The sequence below is a fragment of the Cellulomonas sp. genome (assembly GCF_035634735.1).
In the GTDB taxonomy this organism is placed as follows: Bacteria; Actinomycetota; Actinomycetes; order Actinomycetales; family Cellulomonadaceae; genus Cellulomonas.
Genome location: NZ_DASQCJ010000233.1, coordinates 1 through 20183, shown reverse-complemented (window position 1 = coordinate 20183; position 20183 = coordinate 1). Strand labels below are relative to the sequence as shown.

Here is a 20183-nt window from a genome sequence, read left to right as displayed (position 1 = left end):
CCCGGCCGCTGCGCGTCGGCATCGTCTGCCCGTACTCGTTCGACGTGCCGGGCGGCGTGCAGTTCCACGTCCGCGACCTGGCGGAGGCGCTGATCGACCGCGGGCACAGCGTGTCCGTGCTGGCGCCCGCCGACGAGGACACCCCGATCCCCGACTACATGACGTCCGCCGGGAAGGCGGTGCCGGTCCGGTACAACGGCTCGGTCGCCCGGCTGGCGTTCGGCCCGATCACCGCGGCCAAGGTGCGCCGCTGGCTGGAGGCCGGGCAGTTCGACGTGCTGCACCTGCACGAGCCGGCCACCCCGTCGCTGAGCATGCTCGCGCTGTGGATCGCCGACGGGCCCGTCGTGGCGACGTTCCACTCGTCGCTGGTCCGGTCCCGGTCGCTGCAGATCGCCTACCCGCTGGTGCGGCAGTCGCTGGAGAAGATCGGCGCCCGGATCGCCGTGTCCGAGGACGCGCGCCGGACGCTCGTCGAGCACCTGGGCGGCGACGCCGTGGTGATCCCGAACGGCGTGTTCGTCGACGCGTTCTCCGGGACGCCGGCCGACCCGCGCTGGGCCGGGACCCCCGAGGCGCCGACCGTCGTCTTCCTGGGCCGGCTGGACGAGCCGCGCAAGGGCCTGCCGGTGCTGCTGGGTGCCGTGCCGGAGGTGCGCCTCGCGTTCCCCGGCGCCCGGTTCCTGGTCGCGGGCCGCGGCGACACCGGCCCGGACGAGGTGCGCGAGCTGATCGGCGACGACGCGGACGCGGTGGAGTTCCTCGGCGGCATCAGCGACGAGGACAAGGCCCGGCTGCTCGCGTCGGCGGACGTGTACTGCGCGCCCCAGACCGGCGGCGAGTCGTTCGGCATCGTGCTGGTCGAGGCGATGAGCGCGGGCACCGCGGTGCTGGCCTCCGACCTCGGCGCGTTCCGGCGGGTGCTCGACGACGGGCAGGCCGGCGCGCTGTTCCGGACCGGCGACTCCGCCGACCTGGCGCGCGTGCTGGTCGGGCTGCTCGGCGACCCCGCGGAGCGGGCGCGGATCGCGGCCGCGGGCGAGGCCGCCGTGGCGCGGTACGACTGGTCGACCGTGACGCACCAGGTGCTCACGGTGTACGAGATGGCGGTCGAGGGCAGCGCCGCGCCGGTGGGCGAGGACCCCACCTCGCGGCGCGGGGCCCGGACGGCGCTGAAGCGCCTGCGCGGGGACGAGGGATGATCGGATGATCACACCCCACGACATCGCTCGCTGCGCTCACGATCCCGCGGGGGCCCCGAGATGAGCTGGTCCGAGACCGCCGTGCTGGTGGTCGGGGTGCTGCTGGTCGTGCTGTGGTGGTCCTGGGTGGCCGCGTCGCGCATCGACCGGCTGCACCGCAAGGTCGCCGCGTCCCGCGCGGTGGTGGACACGCAGCTGCTCCGGCGCGCCTCGGCGGCGTCCACCCTGGCCGCGTCCGGCGTGCTCGACCCGGTGAGCTCGGTGCTCGTCGGCGAGGCGTCCTGGGCGTCGATCGCGGCGGGCAGCCCGCAGACCCAGGGCATGGCCCGGCTGCCGGCCGAGCTGCGCGGGCCCGAGCGGGCCGACCCCGCCACCGCGGACCGCGGGCTGGTGGAGTCCGAGCTGTCGGCGACGCTCCGCGAGGCGCTGGACGACCCCGAGGAGGTCGCGGCGCTGCGCGAGGAGCCCGGCGCCGCCGAGCTGCTCGACGCCCTCGGCGACGCCTGGTACCGCGTGCAGCTCGCGCGCCGGTTCCACAACGAGGCCGTCGCCCAGGCGCAGCGGATGCGCCGCGGCTGGGCGGTGCGCACGCTCCGGCTGGCCGGGCGCGCGCCGATGCCGCAGACGCTCGAGCTGGACGACGCGTGGCCCGCCGCGCTCGGCCGGCCCGGGCAGCCGCCGGCCGCGGCCTGACGGCGACCGGGACCGCGCCGCGCGCCGGGTGGACGCCCGCCCGGGCACGCGCCGCGCGCGACTACGATGGGAGCCGGAAACTCCCCTGACTCGAACTGCGAGGACCTCCGTGACCACCGACACCACCCAGCCCGCCACCGGCACCGACGTCCCCGCGGTGGGCACCGCCCGCGTGAAGCGCGGCATGGCGGAGATGCTCAAGGGCGGCGTGATCATGGACGTGGTCACGGCCGAGCAGGCCAAGATCGCCGAGGACGCCGGCGCGGTCGCCGTCATGGCGCTCGAGCGGGTGCCCGCCGACATCCGCGCCCAGGGCGGCGTCGCGCGGATGAGCGACCCGGACCTCATCGACGGCATCGTCAACACGGTGTCCATCCCGGTGATGGCGAAGGCCCGCATCGGCCACTTCGTCGAGGCGCAGGTGCTGCAGAGCCTCGGCGTGGACTACGTCGACGAGTCCGAGGTGCTCACCCCGGCCGACTACGCGCACCACATCGACAAGTGGCAGTTCACCGTGCCGTTCGTGTGCGGCGCGACCAACCTGGGCGAGGCGCTGCGCCGCATCACCGAGGGCGCGGCGATGATCCGCTCCAAGGGCGAGGCCGGCACCGGCGACGTGTCGAACGCGACCACCCACATGCGCACCATCCGCGACGAGATCCGCCGGCTGTCCTCGCTGCCCGAGGACGAGCTCTTCCTCGCCGCCAAGGAGCTGCAGGCGCCGTACGACCTGGTCGTCGAGGTGGCCCGGGCCGGCAAGCTGCCGGTCGTGCTGTTCACCGCCGGCGGCATCGCGACCCCGGCCGACGCCGCGATGATGCGCCAGCTCGGCGCCGAGGGCGTGTTCGTCGGCTCCGGCATCTTCAAGTCCGGCAACCCGGCGCAGCGCGCCGCGGCGATCGTGAAGGCCACCACCTTCTACGACGACCCGGACGTCATCGCGAAGGTCTCCCGCGGCCTCGGCGAGGCGATGGTCGGCATCAACGTGGACGACGTCCCGGTGCCGCACCGCCTGGCCGAGCGCGGCTGGTGACCCACCCCGTGCCGACCGACGGCCCGTCGACCCCCTCGGGGGCCGGCGGGCCGTCGCCGTCGGGGGAGCCGGCGCACGTCGCGACCCCCGCGTCGTCGCTCGGCGCGGACTGGGTGCTCGGCGACGACGGCCTGCGGTTCCGCCGGGCCGCGCGGGTGCTGCTGCTCGACGCCGAGGACCGGCTGCTGCTGGTCCGCGGGCACGACGTCGACCAGCCCGAGCGGTCCTGGTGGTTCACCGTCGGCGGCGGGATCGACCCGGGGGAGTCCGCGCGCGAGGCGGCGGTGCGCGAGGTCCGGGAGGAGACCGGCCTGCTGCTGGACGACGCCGCGCTCGTGGGGCCGGTGCTCACCCGGTCGGCGCTGTTCGACTTCTACGCCGAGCACTGCCGCCAGGACGAGGAGTTCTTCCTGGCGCGGGTGGCGGACGCGCTGGACACCGCGGCGATCGCGCGGGACGGCTGGACCGAGGTCGAGCTCGACGTGCTGGACGAGCTGCGCTGGTGGCACCTGGACGACCTCGCCGCCGAGACCCGCGAGGTGTTCCCCGAGGGGCTGCCGGACCTCGTGCGCCCGCTGCTGGCCGGCTGGGACGGGTCCGTGCGGCACCTCGGGCTGCAGCGCGACGACTGACGTTACCGGGCAGTAACGTCCGGGGCCCGATCTCGGCTAGGGTCGGCCGGTGCCCATCTCCACCTCGCCCGTCACCCGCATGCACCGCAGCGGCATCCGCACCCTCATGGAGCTCGCCATGCGCGACCCGGAGGCGATCCGGCTGGAGATCGGCGAGCCCGACGTGCCCACGCCGGCGCACGTCGTCGCCGCCGCGGGCCGCGACGCCGCCGCCGGGCACACCGCGTACACGTCGAGCACCGGCACGCCGGAGCTGCGCGCCGCGCTGGCCGAGAAGGTGCGCCGGGTCAACGGGCTCGAGGTCACGGCATCCGACGTCGTGGTCACGCACGGCGCGATGCACGGCCTCGCGATGGCGATCAACGCGCTGGCCGGGCCGGGGGACCAGGTGCTCCTGCCCGACCCGGAGTTCCCGAACTGGCGGATGGCCGCGGTCGCCGCCGGCGTGGACGTCGCGACCTACCCGGCGCACGCGGCGAACGGCTTCGTGCCGACGCTCGCCGACATCGCCGCGGCGATCACGCCCGCCACCCGCGTGATCGTGGTCTGCTCGCCGAACAACCCGACCGGCGCGATGTACCCGCCGGAGCTGCTGGCCGGCGTGGTCGAGCTGGCCCGCGAGCGGGACCTGTGGGTGTTCTCGGACGAGTGCTACGAGGCGATCACGTTCGACCGCCCGCACGCCAGCCCCGCCGCGTTCGACACCGACGGCCGCGTGCTGACGTTCTTCAGCTTCTCCAAGACCTACGCGATGACCGGCTGGCGGCTCGGCTACGTCGTGTCCCGGGACCCGGGCGTGATCGACCTGCTCGGCCAGGTCGCCGAGGCCACCGTCGCCTGCCCGTCGTCCGTCAGCCAGCGCGCCGCGCTCGCCGCGCTGGCCGGCCCGCAGGACGACGTCGTCGCGGCCGTGGACTCCTACCGGGAGCGGCGCGACGCCGCGGTGGCGCTGCTGGACGCGCGCGGCATCCCGTCCGTCCGGCCGCAGGGCGCGTTCTACCTGATGGTCGACGTCTCGGCCGCCACGGCGGACTCCGAGGCGTTCGCGCTGCGGCTGCTCGCGGACCGGCACGTGTCGGTGTCGCCGGGCAGCGCGTTCGGGCCGGGCGGCGAGGGCATGGTCCGGGTGTCGCTGGCCGCGGAGCGTGGGGCGCTGCTCGAGGGCCTGTCCCGGCTGGCCGACGCGGTGGCGGACTGGTCGGGCGCCGCCTCCGGAGCGACCACGGGCGCCACGGCCGCCGCGGGCGTCGGCGGCGGTGCGCTGGCCGGCGTCGCCGATTCGTAGGATGTGCGGGTGACCGCCACCCCCACCATCGGTGTCCTGGCCCTGCAGGGCGACGTCCGCGAGCACCTGGCCGCCCTGCGCGCGACCGGGGCCGAGGCCGTGCCCGTGCGCCGCGAGTCCGAGCTCGACGCCGTCGACGGCCTGGTGCTGCCCGGCGGCGAGTCGACCACCATCGACAAGCTGCTGCGCGCGTTCGACCTGGACGTGCCGGTGCGGGAGCGGCTCGAGGCGGGCATGCCCGCGTACGGCTCCTGCGCCGGGATGATCCTGCTCGCCGACCGGATCGTCGGCGGCATCGAGGGCCAGCGCACGCTGGGCGGGCTCGACGTCACGGTGCGCCGGAACGCGTTCGGGCGGCAGGTCGACTCGTTCGAGACCGACCTCGAGATCGACGGCGTCCCGGACAGCGCCACGGAGCCGGTGCACGCCGTGTTCATCCGCGCGCCCTGGGTGGACGAGGTCGGGCCGGCGGCCACGGCGCTCGCCCGCGTGGAGTCGGGGCCCGCCGCCGGTAGGATCGTCGCGGTGCGCCAGGGCTCGTTGCTCGCCACGTCCTTCCACCCGGAGGTGACGGGGGACACGCGGGTGCACCGGCTGTTCGTCGAGATCGTCCGCGACGCCCTGTGAGAGCGGGGGCGCGCTCCGCTGCCGGGGCGCGCCGCACCGCCGGCCCGGGCAGCGCCGGGGCGGCGCGGGAAACGAGAGGGAAGCGATGTCGGGTCACTCCAAGTGGGCCACCACCAAGCACAAGAAGGCCGTGATCGACGCGAAGCGCGGCAAGCTCTTCGCGAAGCTCATCAAGAACATCGAGGTCGCCGCGCGCACCGGCGGTGGTGACCCCGCGGGCAACCCGACGCTGTTCGACGCCATCCAGAAGGCCAAGAAGACCTCGGTCCCGAACGACAACATCGAGCGCGCGGTCAAGCGCGGCTCGGGTGCCGAGGCCGGCGGCGCGGACTACCAGACGATCCTCTACGAGGGCTACGGCCCCGGTGGTGTCGCGTTCCTGGTCGAGTGCCTCACCGACAACCGGAACCGCGCGGCGGCCGACGTGCGCGTCGCGTTCACCCGCAGCGGCGGCCAGATGGCCGACCCGGGCTCGGTGGCGTACCTGTTCTCGCGCAAGGGCGTCGTCATGGTCCCCAAGGAGGGCACCACCGAGGACGACGTCATGCTGACCGTGCTCGACGCGGGCGCCGAGGAGGTCAACGACGCGGGCGAGGCCTTCGAGGTGCTGTCCGAGGCGACCGACCTCGTCAAGGTGCGCACCGCGCTGCAGGAGGCCGGCATCGAGTACGACTCGGCCGACGTCGTGTTCTACCCGGCCACCCAGATCGAGGTGGACGCCGAGGGCGCCCGCAAGATCCTGCGGCTGATCGACGCGCTCGAGGACTCGGACGACGTGCAGAACGTCTACGCGAACTTCGACGCCTCCGACGAGGTCATGGCGGAGCTCGAGGAGGACTGACGTCCCCTCGGGCGCTGCCGCACGCGACGACGCCCCGCCCCGGACCCCCCGGGCGCGGGGCGTCGTCGCGTCCGGGCCCGTGTCCGTCCGAGGCTGCGGCACACCTCGACAGTGGATGGTGGTGACGGACACGCCGTCGGCGTGTCCGTCACGACCATCCACTGAACGCGGCTGGGAGGATGGGGGCGTGCGCGTACTCGGTGTGGACCCCGGCCTGACCCGCTGCGGGCTGGGCGTGGTGGACGGGTTGCCCGGCCGGAAGGTGCGGATGGTGGCCGTCGGGGTCGCGCAGAGCCCGCCGTCCGCCGACATCGACCAGCGCCTGCTCGTCATCGCCGCGACGATCGACGAGTGGCTCGAGGAGCACGCCCCCGACGCACTGGCCGTCGAGCGGGTGTTCGCCCAGCACAACGTCAGCACGGTGATGGGCACGGCCCAGGTCGCCGGCATCGCGATGCTCGCGGCGGCGCGCCGGCGGATCCCCGTCGCCATGCACACGCCGTCCGAGGTGAAGGCGGCGGTCACCGGCAGCGGCCGCGCGGACAAGCCGCAGGTGCAGACGATGGTGCAGCGGCTGCTGTCCCTGGACGAGCTGCCGCGCCCCGCGGACGCCGCGGACGCGCTGGCCCTGGCGATCTGCCACCTGTGGCGCCCGGCCGGCGCGGTCGGCGCCCCGCAGCGCGCGCCCGGGTCGATGACCGCGGCGCAGCGCGCCTGGGCGCAGGCCGAGCAGGCGGCCCGCCGGGTCCCGTCCCGCTGACCCCGGCGGGGCCGCGTGTCGTTCGTACACGTGTTCGCACGCGTGGCAGACTGCACGGCGGACGCCCGGCCGCCCGGCCGCGCGCCCCTCGGACTGGGAGGAGCCGGAGTGATCGCCTCGGTGCACGGGACGGTGCAGGCCGTGCGGCTGGACGCCGCGGTCGTGGAGGTCGGCGGCGTCGGCATGCTCGTGCAGGCGACCCCGGCGACGCTCGCGGGCCTGCGGGTCGGGGCGACCGCCACGCTGCACACCTCGCTGGTGGTGCGCGAGGAGTCGCTGACGCTGTTCGGGTTCGCCGACGACGACGAGCGCGAGGTGTTCGAGGTGCTGCAGCAGGTCAGCGGCGTCGGGCCGCGGCTCGCGCTGGCGATGCTCGCCGTGCACACCCCGGACGGCCTGCGCCGCGCGGTCGCCACCGAGGACCTGGCCGCCCTCAAGCGGGTGCCGGGCATCGGGCAGAAGGGCGCGCAGCGGATCGTGCTGGAGCTCGCGGACCGCCTCGGCGCCCCGGCCCCGGTCGCGCTCGCCGGCGGCGCCGCCGCCCCCGCGGGTCCCGCGGACCGTCGCGACCAGGTGGTCGACGCGCTGGTCGGCCTCGGCTGGAACCAGAAGGCCGCCGCCGACGCGGTCGCCACCGTCCTGGACGGCAGCGACGAGCCGGTGGGGGAGGCGGAGGTCGCGGGCGTGCTGCGCGCCGCGCTGCGCACCCTGGGCGGCGGCCGTGGCTGACGAGGCGGACCTGGGCGTCGACCTCGACCCCGCCGGCTCCGTCGTCCGGCCGGGCGCCGACGACCTGGAGCGCGCCGCCGAGGCCGCGCTGCGCCCGCGGCACCTCGACGAGTTCGTCGGGCAGAAGGTCGTCCGCGAGCAGCTGTCGCTGGTGCTGCAGGCGGCGCTCGGCCGCGGCCGGGCCCCGGACCACGTGCTGCTGTCCGGCCCGCCCGGGCTCGGCAAGACGACGCTCGCCATGATCATCGCCGCCGAGCTCGGCACCTCGCTGCGCGTCACCAGCGGCCCCGCGATCCAGCACGCCGGCGACCTCGCCGCGATCCTCTCCTCCCTGGAGGAGAACGAGGTGCTGTTCATCGACGAGATCCACCGGCTCGCCCGGCCCGCCGAGGAGCTGCTCTACGTCGCGATGGAGGACTTCCGGGTCGACGTCGTCGTGGGCAAGGGCGCGGGCGCGAGCGCGATCCCGCTGGCGCTGCCGCCGTTCACCGTCGTCGGCGCCACCACCCGCGCCGGGCTGCTCCCCGCCCCGCTGCGCGACCGGTTCGGGTTCACCGGGCACCTCGACTTCTACGCCGACGACGAGCTGGAGCGGGTGCTGGTCCGGTCGGCCGGCCTGCTCGGCGTGCCGCTCGCGCACGAGGCGGCCGCGGAGATCGCCTCCCGGTCCCGCGGCACCCCGCGCATCGCCAACCGGCTGCTGCGGCGCGTCCGCGACTGGGCGCAGGTCCGCGGCGACGGGACGCTGTCGCTCGACGCCGCCCGCGCGGCGCTCGAGGTCTACGAGGTGGACCGCCGCGGCCTGGACCGGCTCGACCGGTCGGTGCTGACCGCGCTCTGCACCCGGTTCGGCGGCGGACCCGTCGGGCTCACCACGCTGGCCGTGGCGGTGGGCGAGGAGCCCGAGACCGTCGAGACCGTCGCGGAGCCGTTCCTGGTGCGCGAGGGGCTGATCGGGCGCACGCCGCGCGGCCGGGTCGCGACCCCGGAGGCCTGGGCGCACCTGGGCCTGTCGGCGCCGACCCCGGCGGATACGCTGTTCGGCTGAGACCCCGCGCGCCGCGGCTGCCCGAACAGGTCCCGCACAGGGAACCGGCGCGCCCCCGCGGTCGTTAGGAGCCCGGAGCCGTGGCGCCTAGACTGCGGCCGACGTCGTACGCAGTCAGGAGCTGTTTCTTCGTGGACCCGACCTTCCTCATCATCCTCGTCATCGGCCTCGGGGCGATGTGGCTGCTGTCCAGCCGCCAGCGCAAGGCGCAGCGGGAGCAGCTCAGCTTCCGCGACAACCTGCAGCCCGGCCAGCGGGTGATGACCGGCTCCGGCATGTACGGCACGGTCGTCGAGGTCGACGGCGACGAGGTCACCCTCGAGTCGATGCCGGGCCAGCAGTCCGTCTGGATCAAGGCCGCGATCGCGCGCCTCGTCGAGCCGCCGGTGGCGGACGAGGAGGAGACCGACGAGGTCGCCGACGACGACGCCGAGTGGCGCGACGAGCCCGGCGCCATCCCGCCGGGCCGGATCGACGTCCCGGACGACCTGTCGTCGCTGCAGCCGCCGCGCGACGACGAGGGCCCCGACAGCAAGAAGTCCCAGCAGTAGTCGACCGGGCGTCCCGCCCCCCGCACGCCGCGGGGGTGGGGCGCCCTTCATCCGCACCGCCCGCCGTCCGCGGGCGGTGCGCGCACGAGAGAAGACGGTCCGTTGGCCCCACCCACACGCCGCCGCCACCCGGCGCGCATCCTGCTCACGCTCGCCGTGATCACGGTCGCCGTGTTCGGCGCGATCTTCGCCGGCACCAAGCTGTCGGACGCGACCTGGACGCCCAAGCTCGCCCTCGACCTCGAGGGCGGCACCCAGCTGATCCTGGCGCCCGTCGCCCAGGACGAGTCCCGCGTCACCTCGGAGACCATCGCCCAGGCGATCGAGGTCATCCGGCAGCGCGTCGACTCGTCCGGCGTCGCCGAGGCGGAGATCAGCTCCCAGGGCGGGTCCAACATCGTCGTGGCCCTCCCGGGCCGCCCGAGCGAGGAGACGCTGGACCTGGTCCGCACCTCCGCGCAGATGGAGTTCCGGCCGGTCCTCACCTACGGCGCCGCGACGCCCACGGCGACCCCGTCGGCCAGCCCGACGGACGGCGCGACGGACGCGGCGGCCGAGCCCTCGGACGAGCCGACGAAGGCCTCGCCGGACTCCGCGAGCGACGCCGAGTACTACATCACCCCGGCCGTCCAGGCGGAGTACGACGCCCTCGACTGCACCGACCCGGCCAACCTCACGGGCGGCAAGCAGGTCGCGGCCGACGCGGCGATGGTCACCTGCGACCCCGACGGCACGGTCAAGTACATCCTCGGCCCGGTCGAGGTCGAGGGCTCGCACATCGCGAACGCCAGCTCGGGCCTGCGGGTCAGCCAGTCCGGCGCCGTCACGAACGAGTGGGCCGTGAACCTGGAGTTCGACCGCACCGGCACCCGCCAGTTCGCGGACGTCACCGAGCGGCTGCAGGGCCTGTCCTCGCCGCAGAACCAGTTCGCGATCGTGCTCGACGGGCTGGTCATCTCGGCCCCGTCGCTCGACCCGGGCGTCGTCATCTCGGACGGCAAGGCGGAGATCTCCGGCTCGTTCACCCGGGACTCCGCGACCGCGCTGGCCAACCAGCTGAAGTTCGGCGCGCTGCCGCTGAGCTTCGAGGTGCAGAGCGAGGAGCAGATCTCCGCGACGCTCGGCTCCGAGCAGCTGGAGAAGGGCCTGATCGCGGGCCTCATCGGCCTGATCCTGGTCGTCATCTACTCGCTGTTCCAGTACCGCGCGCTCGGCCTGGTGACGGTCGCGTCGCTGGTGATCGCCGCGGTGCTCACCTACGGCGTGATCACCCTGCTGTCCTGGACGCAGGGCTACCGCCTCTCGCTGCCAGGCGTCGCCGGTCTGATCGTCGCCATCGGCATCACCGCGGACTCGTTCATCGTGTACTTCGAGCGCATCCGCGACGAGCTGCGCGAGGGCCGGACCCTGGTCGCCGCCGTCGACCGCGCCTGGGAGCGCGCGCGCCGCACGATCCTGGCGTCCGACGCGGTGAACTTCCTGGCCGCCGTGGTGCTCTACTTCCTGGCCGTCGGCTCGGTGCGCGGGTTCGCGTTCACGCTCGGCCTCACGACGCTGCTCGACCTGCTCATCGTGTTCACCTTCACCCACCCGGTGATGAAGCTGATCGCGAGGACCCGGTTCTTCGGCAGCGGCCACCCGCTGTCCGGCCTGGACCCGCGCCGGCTCGGCGCGCCCGAGTCGACCCGCTACGTCGGCCGCGGCCGCGTCGTCACGGGCCGCCGCGCGGAGGCCGACGCCCCCGCGGAGGAGCCCGCCGACCTCGGCGCCCGGACCTCGACGCTCGTCGCGGCGCCGGTCGGCGCGGGCGGCACGATCGCCGAGCGCCGCGCCGCCGCGCGCGCCGCGCAGGCCGAGGCGGAGGCCGGCACCGCCGCGCCCGCCGACGGCGACGACGCCGGGAGCCCCGGCACCACCGACACCGACGAGGCACCCGACGGCAGCACCCCCGCCGCGCGACGCACCGAGGGGAGCGAGTCCTGATGGCCGTCAACTTCGCCCAGTGGGGCAACGACCTGTACACGGGCCGCCGCTCGTACGACATCGTCGGCCGCCGCCGCACCTGGTTCCTGATCTCCGGGATCCTCGTGCTGCTCTCCGCGGTCCTGCTGTTCAAGCCGGGCCTGCACCCGGGCATCGAGTTCCGCGGCGGTTCGCAGTTCACCGTGTCGAACGTGTCCACCACGGACCAGCAGCCCGCCATCGACGCGGTCACCGCGATCGCGCCGGAGGAGGTGCCGCGCGTCAGCAACGTCGGCTCGTCCACGCTGCGCATCCAGACCTCGGAGCTCACCAACGACCAGGTGACCCAGGTCCGCACGGCGCTCGAGGACGCGTACGACGTGACCGACGACGACGTGGCGAGCGCGTTCATCGGCCCGACCTGGGGCGCGGACGTCTCGAAGAAGGCCGCGACCTCGCTGGTCGTGTTCCTCGTCCTCGTCAGCATCGTCATGACGGTGTACTTCCGGAACTGGCGGATGGCCGTGGCCGCGATCGTGGCGCTGTTCCACGACATCGTCATCACGGCGGGCGTGTACGCGGCGGTCGGCTGGGAGGTGACGCCGGCGACGGTGATCGGCTTCCTCACGATCCTCGGCTACTCGATCTACGACACCGTCGTGGTGTTCGACAAGGTCCGCGAGAACACCGTCGGGATCACCGACCAGACCCGCGCCACCTACGAGGAGCGCGCGAACCTCGCGGTCAACCAGACGCTTGTCCGGTCGATCAACACCTCGGTCGTGGCGCTGCTGCCGGTCGCGGGCATCCTGTTCATCGGGGCGTTCGTGCTCGGCGCCGGCACGCTGCGCGACATCGCGCTCGCGCTGTTCGTCGGCATGATCGTCGGCGCGTTCTCGTCGATCTTCCTCGCCACGCCGCTCGAGGTCGTGCTCCGCCTGCGCGAGCAGCCGATCCGCGACCACACGGCGAAGGTGCTGGCCGCCCGCGCGCGGCTCGCCGAGGGCGGGCTGGACGAGGACGCCCCCGCGGAGGCGGTCGCGGTCGCGCGGTTCACGGGCCAGGTGCGCCCGGGCGGCCACCAGGGAGTCGCGGCGCAGCCGCGCAGGAAGAAGGGCCGGCGATGAGCGGCGTGCAGGACGTGAGCGGGCGGGACCTCGGGCTGACGGGCCAGGCGCTCGTCGACCGGGTCGAGGCGCTCGTGCGCAGCGTCCCCGACTACCCGACCCCGGGCGTGGTGTTCAAGGACATCACCCCGCTGCTCGCGGACGGCCCGGCCTTCGAGGCAGTCGTGCGCGAGATGGCGGCGCGGGTCCCGGGCCCGGTCGACCTGGTGGCCGGCATGGAGGCGCGCGGCTTCATCCTCGCCGCCCCGGTCGCGATGGCGCTCGGCGCCGGCTTCCTGCCGGTGCGCAAGGCCGGCAAGCTCCCCGGGCCCACCGCCCGCCGGGACTACGAGCTCGAGTACGGCGCGGCCTCGGTCGAGCTGCACCCGTTCACGGTGCCCGCCGGCTCGCGGGTGCTCGTGGTCGACGACGTGCTCGCCACGGGCGGCACGGCGCAGGCGACCGTCGAGCTGCTGGAGGAGTGCGGCGCCGAGGTCGTCGGCCTGTCGTTCCTGATGGACCTCACGTTCCTGCCGGGCCGGTCGCGGCTCGCGGGGCGGAAGGTGGACGCGCTGCTCGCCGTCTGAGGCCCCGCCGGCGCCGCCGTCACCCCCACGGGTGCCGGCGGCGTCGTGCTGCGCGCGCCCGTGACGCGGTGCACCGCGGTGACGCCGTAGAATCGTGCGGATCGACGGCGTGTCCGGCTCGCCCCGGCCGCGCGGTGGCGGACAGCCGGGCGCGACCCGGCACGGCGGGAGGGCGCGCATGGCGGAGCCACGGACCTCGGCAGGACCCGACGCACGGCCGGAGGCGCCCGCGACCACGGGCAGCACCAGCCGGGTGCGGTCGCGCCTGGCCAGGTTCGGGCAGATCCGCGGGCCCCAGCAGTCGCCGGTGATCGAGCCGCTGCTGCAGGCCGTCCGGACCAACCACCCCAAGGCCGACCTCAGCCTGATCGAGCGCGCCTACGTGACGGCCGAGGCGGCGCACCGCGGGCAGCTGCGCAAGAGCGGCGACCCGTACATCACGCACCCGGTCGCCGTCGCCACCATCCTCGCCGAGATGGGCATGACGCCCCCGACGCTCGCGGCGGCGCTGCTGCACGACACCGTCGAGGACACGTCGTACTCGCTGGACCAGCTCCGCACCGAGTACGGGCCCGAGATCGCGATGCTGGTCGACGGCGTCACCAAGCTCGACAAGGTGACCTACGGCGACGCCGCGCAGGCCGAGACCGTGCGCAAGATGGTCGTCGCCATGTCCAAGGACATCCGCGTGCTGGTCATCAAGCTCGCCGACCGGCTGCACAACGCCCGGACCTGGAAGTTCGTCCCCGCGGCGTCGGCGGAGAAGAAGGCCCGCGAGACGCTCGAGATCTACGCGCCGCTGGCGCACCGCCTCGGCATGAACACGATCAAGTGGGAGCTCGAGGACCTCTCGTTCCAGACCCTCTACCCGAAGGTCTACGACGAGATCGTGCACCTGGTCGCCGAGCGCGCGCCGGCCCGCGAGGAGTACCTGGCCGTGGTCCGCGAGCAGGTCGGCGCCGACCTGCGCAGCGCGAAGATCAAGGCGACGGTCACCGGCCGGCCGAAGCACTACTACTCGATCTACCAGAAGATGATCGTGCGGGGCCGCGACTTCGCCGACATCTACGACCTGGTGGGCGTGCGCGTCCTGGTCGACACGGTGCGGGACTGCTACGCGGCGCTGGGCGCGCTGCACGCGCGGTGGAACCCGGTCCCGGGCCGGTTCAAGGACTACATCGCGATGCCCAAGTTCAACCTGTACCAGTCGCTGCACACGACCGTGATCGGGCCCGGCGGCAAGCCGGTCGAGATCCAGATCCGCACGCACGACATGCACCGGCGCGCGGAGTACGGCGTCGCGGCGCACTGGAAGTACAAGGAGAACGCCAAGGGCGCGGGCGGCGACGCCGACGGCAACGACATGGCGTGGCTGCGGCAGCTCGTCGACTGGCAGAAGGAGACCGCGGACCCCTCGGAGTTCCTCGACTCGCTGCGGTTCGAGATCGCCGACGGCGAGGTCTACGTCTTCACGCCCAAGGGCGACGTCATGGCGCTGCCCGCCGGGGCCACCCCGGTCGACTTCGCGTACGCGGTGCACACCGAGGTCGGGCACCGCACGATGGGCGCCCGGGTCAACGGCCGGCTCGTGCCGCTCGACTCGACGCTGGAGAACGGCGACGTCATCGAGGTGTTCACCTCGAAGTCCGAGACGGCCGGTCCGTCCCGCGACTGGCTCGGGTTCGTCACCAGCCCCCGCGCGCGCAACAAGATCCGCCAGTGGTTCACCAAGGAGCGGCGCGAGGAGGCGATCGAGCACGGCAAGGACGCCATCGCCAAGGCGATGCGCAAGCAGAACCTGCCGATCCAGCGCCTGCTGTCCCACGAGTCGCTCGTCGCGCTCGCCAACGAGATGCGGTACGCCGACGTCTCGGCCCTGTACGCCGCGATCGGCGAGGGCCAGGTGTCCGCGGCCACGGTCGTGCAGCGGCTCGTGCACGCCATGGGCGGCGAGCCGGGCGCCGAGGAGGACATCGCCGAGGTCGCCCGCCCGGGCCAGACCGCGCGCCGCGTGCGCACCGGCGACCCCGGCGTCGTGGTCAAGGGCGTCGACGACATCTGGGTGAAGCTCGCCAAGTGCTGCACCCCGGTGCCGGGCGACGACATCATCGGGTTCGTCACCCGCGGCCAGGGCGTCAGCGTGCACCGGTCCGACTGCATCAACGTCACCGCGCTGCGGGCCCAGCCGGAGCGGATGGTCGACGTCGAGTGGAGCCAGGGGAGCACCGCGCTGTTCCTGGTGCAGATCCAGGTCGAGGCGCTGGACCGCAGCCGGCTGCTGTCCGACATCACCCGCGTGCTGTCCGACCACCACGTCAACATCCTGTCGGCGTCGGTGTCGACCTCCCGGGACCGGGTCGCGATGTCGCGGTTCGTGTTCGAGATGGCCGAGCCGTCCCACCTCGCGTCCGTGCTGGCCGCGGTGCGCAAGGTGGAGGGCGTGTTCGACGTCTACCGGATCACCGGGGCGAAGGCGGAGCAGCCGGTCGTCGAGGCGTAGCGCCGCCGGGCGGCTCGGCGGCGGGCGGCGGCCGGGCGGTGCCGGGCGGCTCCGGCGTGTCGGGCGGCGGCGCGAGGCGGGGCACCAGCGCGGCCGCGGCCCGCACCCCGCGCCGGCCGACGGCCGTCGCGACGTCCGCGCGCACCCGGGCCGGGTCGAGCCCGGCCGCGCGCAGCCGGGCCACGAGCGGCAGCGCGCGCTCCGGCGGGTCGTGGCTCAGCAGGTCCACGGCGGTGCGCCGCGGCGTCGTCACCCGGACCCCGCCGAGCAGCACGACGTCGGCGGCCGGGAGCGGCGTGGCGGCCGCCGCCCGGCCGGGCGCCGGGTCCGGCACCCGCCCGCCGCTGGGCGCGACGACGTCGACCCGGGCGGGCGGGGCGCCGCCGACGTGCACCCACACGGCCGCCGCGCGGGCGACGGCGCAGCGCGGCGGGACGAGCGGCGCCAGGGCGGCCGCGCGCAGCGCCGGGGTGGCCCGGACCCGCGCGGGCAGGGCGACGTCGCCGCGCAGGCGCACGAGGTGGCCGTCGCGCAGCAGCAGGTGCCAGGCGACGGGGCCGACGTCGGCGGGCCGGACCAGGGGCGAGGGCGGCAGCCGGGCGGCGGTGCGCGGGGCGGGCAGGGCGCGTGCCGGGCTGGCCGCGGGTGGGGGAGCCGGGCGGGAGGCCGCGGGCAGGGGAGCGGTGCGGGAGGTCACCGGAAGCACGATGCCGGTCGACCCCCGCGCGTGGCGAGGGGCGACCGGCACCGGCTGTGGACGGGCGTCAGCCCCGCGACTCCTCCGCGGCCCGCTGCACCTGCTCCAGCCAGGACCGGCGGGCGTCGAGGGCGGCCTGCGCCTCGGCGACCTTGCGGGCGTCGCCGCCGGCCTGGGCCTTCGCCAGGTCGGCCTCGAGCTGGGCGATCGCGTTCTCCAGCTGCGCCAGCGCGCCCTCGGCCCGCGCGCGGGTCTCGGGGTTGGTGCGGCGCCACTCGGCCTGGTCGGCGTCGCGGACCTTGGCCTCGACGGCGCGCAGCCGGGCCTCGACGCGCTGGATGTCGCCGCGCGGGACCTTGCCCGCCGCCTCCCAGCGGTCCTGGATCGAGCGCAGCGCGGCCTTGGCCTGGCCGAGGCCCTTCGCCGGGTCGATCGTCTCGGCCTCGGCGAGCAGGGCCTCCTTGACCTCGAGGTTGGCGCCGTACTCCCGGTCCGTGGCGGCGTTCAGCTCGTCGCGGGCGTGGAAGAACGTGTCCTGCGCGGCGCGGAACCGGGCCCACAGGGCGTCGTCGTCGGCGCGGCTCGCGCGGCCGGCGGCCTTCCAGCGCGCCATGAGGTCGCGGTACGCCCCGGCGGTCGGGCCCCACTCGGTGCTGGAGGACAGGCGCTCGGCCTCGCGGACGATCTCCTCCTTGGTGGCCTTCGCGCCCGCGTTGCGGGACTCGAGCTCGGCGAAGTAGTGCCGCCGCTCCCGGTCGAACGTCGTGCGCGCGTGGCTGAACCGCTTCCAGAGCGCCTCCTCGGAGGTGCGGTCGACGCGCGGGCCGGAGCGCTGCGCCTCCTTCCACTCCTCGAGCAGGGCGCGGAGCTGCTCGCCCGCCGGGCGCCACTGCATGCGCGCCGGGTCGGTCGTGGCGATCTTCTCCGCTCGCTCGACGATCTGCGTGCGGGCCTCCAGCGCGGCCTGGCGGGCGGCGGCCCGCTCGGCCTCGACCGCCGCGCGGCGCTCGGCCGCGGCGGCGCGCAGGCCGTCCAGGCGGGCGCGCAGCCCGTCCAGGTCGCCCACGGCCGCCGGCTCGGCGGTCTCCTCGGTCAGGCGCGCGAGCGTCTGGTCGATCTCCTTGACCGCGAGGTCGGTCGCCGTCAGCCGCGCCTCGAACAGCGCGACCTTGGCCTGCAGGTCGAGGAACCGGCGCACGTACAGCGCCAGGGCCTCGTCGGCGGACGCGCCGGGGAACTGGCCCACGGCCCGCTCGCCGGCCGCCTCGCGGACGTAGACGGTGCCCTCCTCGTCGACCCGGCCGAAGCCGGCCGCGGCGGCCGCCTCGGCGGAGTCGTCGGCCACGGGCACCGGGACCACGGGGGTCGCCGGGGCGGCCGGGGTCTCGCCGGCCGGGGCCGACGGGGCGGCCGGGCGCGGGCGGGGGCGCATGGCGCTGGGCTTGGGGGCGCTGGGCCGCGGGGCCGTCGCCGGGGTGGCGGCGGCGGGGGCCGGGTCCGCGGCGGTCTCGGGCTCCGCCTCGGTCGCGGCGGCCTCGGGCTCGGGGGCGGACTCCTCCGCGGTTGCGGGGGCGGCCTCCTCCTCGGCGGGGGCGGCCTGCTCGTCGGCGGGCACCTGCTCCGCGGCGGGGGCGCCCTCCTCCGCGGTGGGCTCGGCCTGCTCGGCGGTCGCGGGGACCTCGGCGTCGCCGGCCGCGGGGGCCTCGGTCGCGGGGACCTCGGCCTCGCCGACCCCGGGCGTCGTGGCCACGGCGGCCTCGTCGCTGTCCTGGGCGCGCTGCTGCTCGTCGGGCGTCTCGGTCACTGGGTCTCCACTCCCTCGATGGTGACGGGGGTGGCCGGGGTGCCGTCCGTGGCACCGCCGCTCACGCCCGCGTCAGCGACTGCCTGCACGACGTCGAGGCCCGACGTGATGCGGCCGAACACGGTGTAGCCCCCGGCGGCGTCCGCCGGGATGGTCGAGTCCTCGTAGACGAGGAAGAACTGGCTGCCCATCGACTCGCCGTTCCCGCCCTGGCGCGCCATCGCGATGGTGCCGGCCGGGTAGACGTCGTCGGCGGGCGCGTTCTCGATCGGGCCGAACGCGTAGCCGGGGCTGCCGGTGCCCGTGCCGGTCGGGTCGCCGCACTGCAGCACGTAGATGCCGCTGGTGGTGAGCCGGTGGCAGTCGGTGCCGTCGAAGTAGCCCTCCTGCGCGAGCGTCACGAAGTTCGCGACCGCCTGCGGGGCCGCGGCGCCGTCGAGCTCGACGGCGATGTCGCCCTGGCTCGTGGTGATGGTGCCGGTCCAGGTGCGGCCCTCGGCGAGCGCGGCGTCGGGCAGCACGCCGCCGTTGCCGAGGCGCTCGGCGGCGGTGGTCTGCGTGGCGGTCGGGGCGTCGGTGGCGCCGGAGCCGGCCGTGGCGTCGTCGTCCCCGCCGGTCGCGAGGAGCGCGGCGGTGATGCCCACGCCGAGCACGAGCACGCCGACGACCCCGCCGGCGATGATCTGCTGCCGGCGCTTCCGGGCGTGCTTCTGCGCCTGGCGCTCCTGCCACTTCTCGTACCGGCGGCGCTCGTACTCGCGCTCGCGCTTGCTGGACGGCACGCACTCTCCTCGGTCTCGACGTCGGCGGGTCCCCCGTGCGTGGGCGCGGGAGCGCCCGCGCCCGCCGGACAGTCTAGGCAGCCGGTGGTCCACCGGGTGACCCGCGCGCCGTGCGCGCGTGCCGTGCGTCGGCCGGGGCCGCCGCGGGCGCGGCTAGCGTGGCGGCGTGCGCATCCTCGGACTCACCGCCCCCGTGTTCGCCGCCGCCTGCTACGTCGTCGCGGCGGACGACGGCGACTGCGTCGTCGTGGACCCCGGCGGCGGCGTCGCGGACGCGGTGCGGCGGACCCTCGCGGAGCACGGGCTGCGGGTCGCGGGCGTCGTCGCCACGCACGGCCACGCGGACCACGTCGCGGACGCCGGCGCCCTCGCCGCGGAGGCGGGCGTGCCGCTGCGGCTGCACGCCCGCGACGCGTACCGGCTCGCCGACCCGCTGGGGACGCTGGGCCTCGGCGCGGCGGGCGACCCGGGCGTGGCGGCGGCGCTGCGGTCCGCGGCCGGCGCGGCGGGGCTGGACCCGGCGACGTTCGGGCGGGTCGACGCGGGGCTGGTGGCGCCGTTCGGCGACGGCGACGGCGACCGCACGCCCGACGTCGAGCTGCGGCTCGGGTCGGTGACCCTCATCGCCCGGCACGCCCCCGGCCACACCGAGGGCTCCACGCTCTACCTGCTCGCGGCGGGGGACGACCGGGTCGCGTTCACCGGCGACGTGCTGTTCGCGGGGTCGGTCGGCCGCACCGACCTGCCCGGCGGCGACCCCGCCGCGATGGCCGCCACCCTGCGCGAGGTCGTCGGCGCGCTGCCGCCCGGCACGCACGTCCTGCCCGGCCACGGGCCCGCCACGCGGGTGGACGCGGAGCTGGCCACCAACCCGTACCTGGCAAACTGACCCGCATGGCACGTCCGACTCCTCTGTCCGGTTTCCCCGAGTGGCTCCCCGACGGCCGCGTGGTCGAGCAGCACGTCCTCGACACCCTGCGGCGCACCTTCGAGCTGCACGGCTTCGCGGGCATCGAGACCCGGGCGGTCGAGCCGCTCGACCAGCTGCTCCGCAAGGGCGAGACCTCCAAGGAGGTGTACGTCCTGCGCCGGCTGCAGGAGGAGGACGGCGCGGAGGCCGACCGGTCCGGCCAGCTCGGCCTGCACTTCGACCTCACGGTGCCGTTCGCCCGGTACGTGCTGGAGAACGCCGGCCACCTCGCGTTCCCGTTCCAGCGCTACCAGATCCAGAAGGTGTGGCGCGGCGAGCGCCCCCAGGACGGCCGGTTCCGCGAGTTCGTGCAGGCGGACATCGACGTCGTCGGCGCGGGCGACCTGCCCTACCACTACGAGGTCGACCTGCCG

General features: G+C 75.4%; 20 protein-coding genes. 17 read left to right on the top strand and 3 right to left on the bottom strand.

Going from position 1 to position 20183, the window contains the following annotated elements; translation table 11 throughout:
* Positions 1–8: 8 nt before the first annotated feature.
* From VER05_RS18885 to VER05_RS18815, 15 genes are all read left to right on the top strand, one after another.
* Positions 9–1202: a glycosyltransferase family 4 protein gene (locus tag VER05_RS18885; RefSeq protein WP_324846859.1), complete on the top strand. Its 1194-nt coding sequence runs from the start codon at positions 9–11 to the stop codon at positions 1200–1202.
* 60 nt (positions 1203–1262) lie between these two features.
* A complete protein-coding gene (locus VER05_RS18880; RefSeq protein WP_324846851.1) occupies positions 1263–1895 on the top strand; it encodes a hypothetical protein in 633 nt (210 codons plus the stop codon).
* Positions 1896–2079: 184 nt separating this feature from the next.
* On the top strand, positions 2080–2928 hold the full coding sequence (gene pdxS / locus VER05_RS18875) for a pyridoxal 5'-phosphate synthase lyase subunit PdxS (RefSeq protein WP_239068540.1): 849 nt from the start codon (positions 2080–2082) through the stop codon (positions 2926–2928).
* Positions 2925–3560 carry an NUDIX hydrolase gene (locus VER05_RS18870; protein ID WP_414647659.1) on the top strand — a complete coding sequence of 212 codons (636 nt, stop codon included), beginning with the start codon at positions 2925–2927 and terminating at the stop codon, positions 3558–3560. Before pdxS ends, VER05_RS18870 begins: the two co-directional genes overlap by 4 nt.
* A 49-nt stretch (positions 3561–3609) precedes the next feature.
* Positions 3610–4845 carry a pyridoxal phosphate-dependent aminotransferase gene (locus tag VER05_RS18865; protein ID WP_324846849.1) on the top strand — a complete coding sequence of 412 codons (1236 nt, stop codon included), beginning with the start codon at positions 3610–3612 and terminating at the stop codon, positions 4843–4845.
* Positions 4846–4854: 9 nt separating this feature from the next.
* Entirely contained in the window at positions 4855–5472 is a 618-nt protein-coding gene (pdxT, locus tag VER05_RS18860) for a pyridoxal 5'-phosphate synthase glutaminase subunit PdxT (protein ID WP_324846848.1), read from the top strand.
* 85 nt (positions 5473–5557) lie between these two features.
* Positions 5558–6313 (top strand): YebC/PmpR family DNA-binding transcriptional regulator, encoded by a 756-nt coding sequence (locus tag VER05_RS18855; RefSeq protein ID WP_166938841.1) that lies wholly within the window; start codon positions 5558–5560, stop codon positions 6311–6313.
* 187 nt (positions 6314–6500) lie between these two features.
* Positions 6501–7073 (top strand): crossover junction endodeoxyribonuclease RuvC, encoded by a 573-nt coding sequence (gene ruvC, locus VER05_RS18850; RefSeq protein ID WP_324846847.1) that lies wholly within the window; start codon positions 6501–6503, stop codon positions 7071–7073.
* A 108-nt stretch (positions 7074–7181) separates the two neighbouring features.
* Positions 7182–7802: a Holliday junction branch migration protein RuvA gene (gene ruvA, locus VER05_RS18845; RefSeq protein ID WP_324846846.1), complete on the top strand. Its 621-nt coding sequence runs from the start codon at positions 7182–7184 to the stop codon at positions 7800–7802.
* Positions 7795–8850, top strand: coding sequence for a Holliday junction branch migration DNA helicase RuvB (gene ruvB / locus VER05_RS18840; RefSeq protein ID WP_324846845.1), 1056 nt, complete (start codon positions 7795–7797; stop codon positions 8848–8850). Before ruvA ends, ruvB begins: the two co-directional genes overlap by 8 nt.
* A gap of 131 nt (positions 8851–8981) precedes the next feature.
* On the top strand, positions 8982–9401 hold the full coding sequence (yajC, locus tag VER05_RS18835; protein ID WP_324846844.1) for a preprotein translocase subunit YajC: 420 nt from the start codon (positions 8982–8984) through the stop codon (positions 9399–9401).
* A 102-nt stretch (positions 9402–9503) separates the two neighbouring features.
* On the top strand, positions 9504–11384 hold the full coding sequence (gene secD / locus VER05_RS18830) for a protein translocase subunit SecD (protein WP_324846843.1): 1881 nt from the start codon (positions 9504–9506) through the stop codon (positions 11382–11384).
* Positions 11384–12490, top strand: a complete 1107-nt coding sequence (secF, locus tag VER05_RS18825) for a protein translocase subunit SecF (protein ID WP_324846842.1) — start codon at positions 11384–11386, stop codon at positions 12488–12490. The genes secD and secF overlap by 1 nt, the downstream gene beginning before the upstream one ends.
* Complete coding sequence (locus tag VER05_RS18820) at positions 12487–13056, top strand: adenine phosphoribosyltransferase (RefSeq protein ID WP_324846841.1); 570 nt, start codon at positions 12487–12489, stop codon at positions 13054–13056. The genes secF and VER05_RS18820 overlap by 4 nt, the downstream gene beginning before the upstream one ends.
* 178 nt (positions 13057–13234) lie before the next feature.
* Entirely contained in the window at positions 13235–15556 is a 2322-nt protein-coding gene (locus VER05_RS18815) for a bifunctional (p)ppGpp synthetase/guanosine-3',5'-bis(diphosphate) 3'-pyrophosphohydrolase (protein ID WP_324846839.1), read from the top strand.
* On the opposite strand, the gene VER05_RS18810 is transcribed toward VER05_RS18815, so the two are convergent.
* The 3 genes from VER05_RS18810 to VER05_RS18800 form a co-directional block, all read right to left on the bottom strand.
* A complete protein-coding gene (locus VER05_RS18810) occupies positions 15516–16253 on the bottom strand; it encodes a hypothetical protein (RefSeq protein ID WP_324846838.1) in 738 nt (245 codons plus the stop codon). The genes VER05_RS18815 and VER05_RS18810 overlap by 41 nt on opposite strands.
* Before the next feature lie 67 nt (positions 16254–16320).
* Complete coding sequence (locus VER05_RS18805; RefSeq protein ID WP_324846837.1) at positions 16321–18057, bottom strand: DUF349 domain-containing protein; 1737 nt, start codon at positions 18055–18057, stop codon at positions 16321–16323.
* Positions 18054–18839, bottom strand: a complete 786-nt coding sequence (locus VER05_RS18800; protein WP_324846836.1) for a peptidylprolyl isomerase — start codon at positions 18837–18839, stop codon at positions 18054–18056. Before VER05_RS18800 ends, VER05_RS18805 begins: the two co-directional genes overlap by 4 nt.
* Positions 18840–19005: 166 nt before the next feature.
* Here VER05_RS18800 and VER05_RS18795 point away from each other — a divergent pair, with 166 nt between their 5' ends.
* Positions 19006–19728, top strand: a complete 723-nt coding sequence (locus tag VER05_RS18795) for an MBL fold metallo-hydrolase (protein WP_324846835.1) — start codon at positions 19006–19008, stop codon at positions 19726–19728.
* Positions 19729–19733: 5 nt separating this feature from the next.
* On the top strand, positions 19734–20183 hold a 450-nt coding region (locus tag VER05_RS18790; RefSeq protein WP_414647658.1), incomplete at its 3' end, for an ATP phosphoribosyltransferase regulatory subunit.

Bases quoted from the DNA above. Each gene is read 5' to 3' on its own strand.
- VER05_RS18880 (WP_324846851.1), top strand. From the start codon at position 1,263: ATGAGCTGGTCCGAGACCGCCGTGCTGGTGGTCGGGGTGCTGCTGGTC.
- pdxS (WP_239068540.1), top strand. From the start codon at position 2,080: ATGGCGGAGATGCTCAAGGGCGGCGTGATCATGGACGTGGTCACGGCC.
- VER05_RS18855 (WP_166938841.1), top strand. From the start codon at position 5,558: ATGTCGGGTCACTCCAAGTGGGCCACCACCAAGCACAAGAAGGCCGTG.
- secF (WP_324846842.1), top strand. From the start codon at position 11,384: ATGGCCGTCAACTTCGCCCAGTGGGGCAACGACCTGTACACGGGCCGC.
- VER05_RS18820 (WP_324846841.1), top strand. From the start codon at position 12,487: ATGAGCGGCGTGCAGGACGTGAGCGGGCGGGACCTCGGGCTGACGGGC.
- VER05_RS18815 (WP_324846839.1), top strand. From the start codon at position 13,235: ATGGCGGAGCCACGGACCTCGGCAGGACCCGACGCACGGCCGGAGGCG.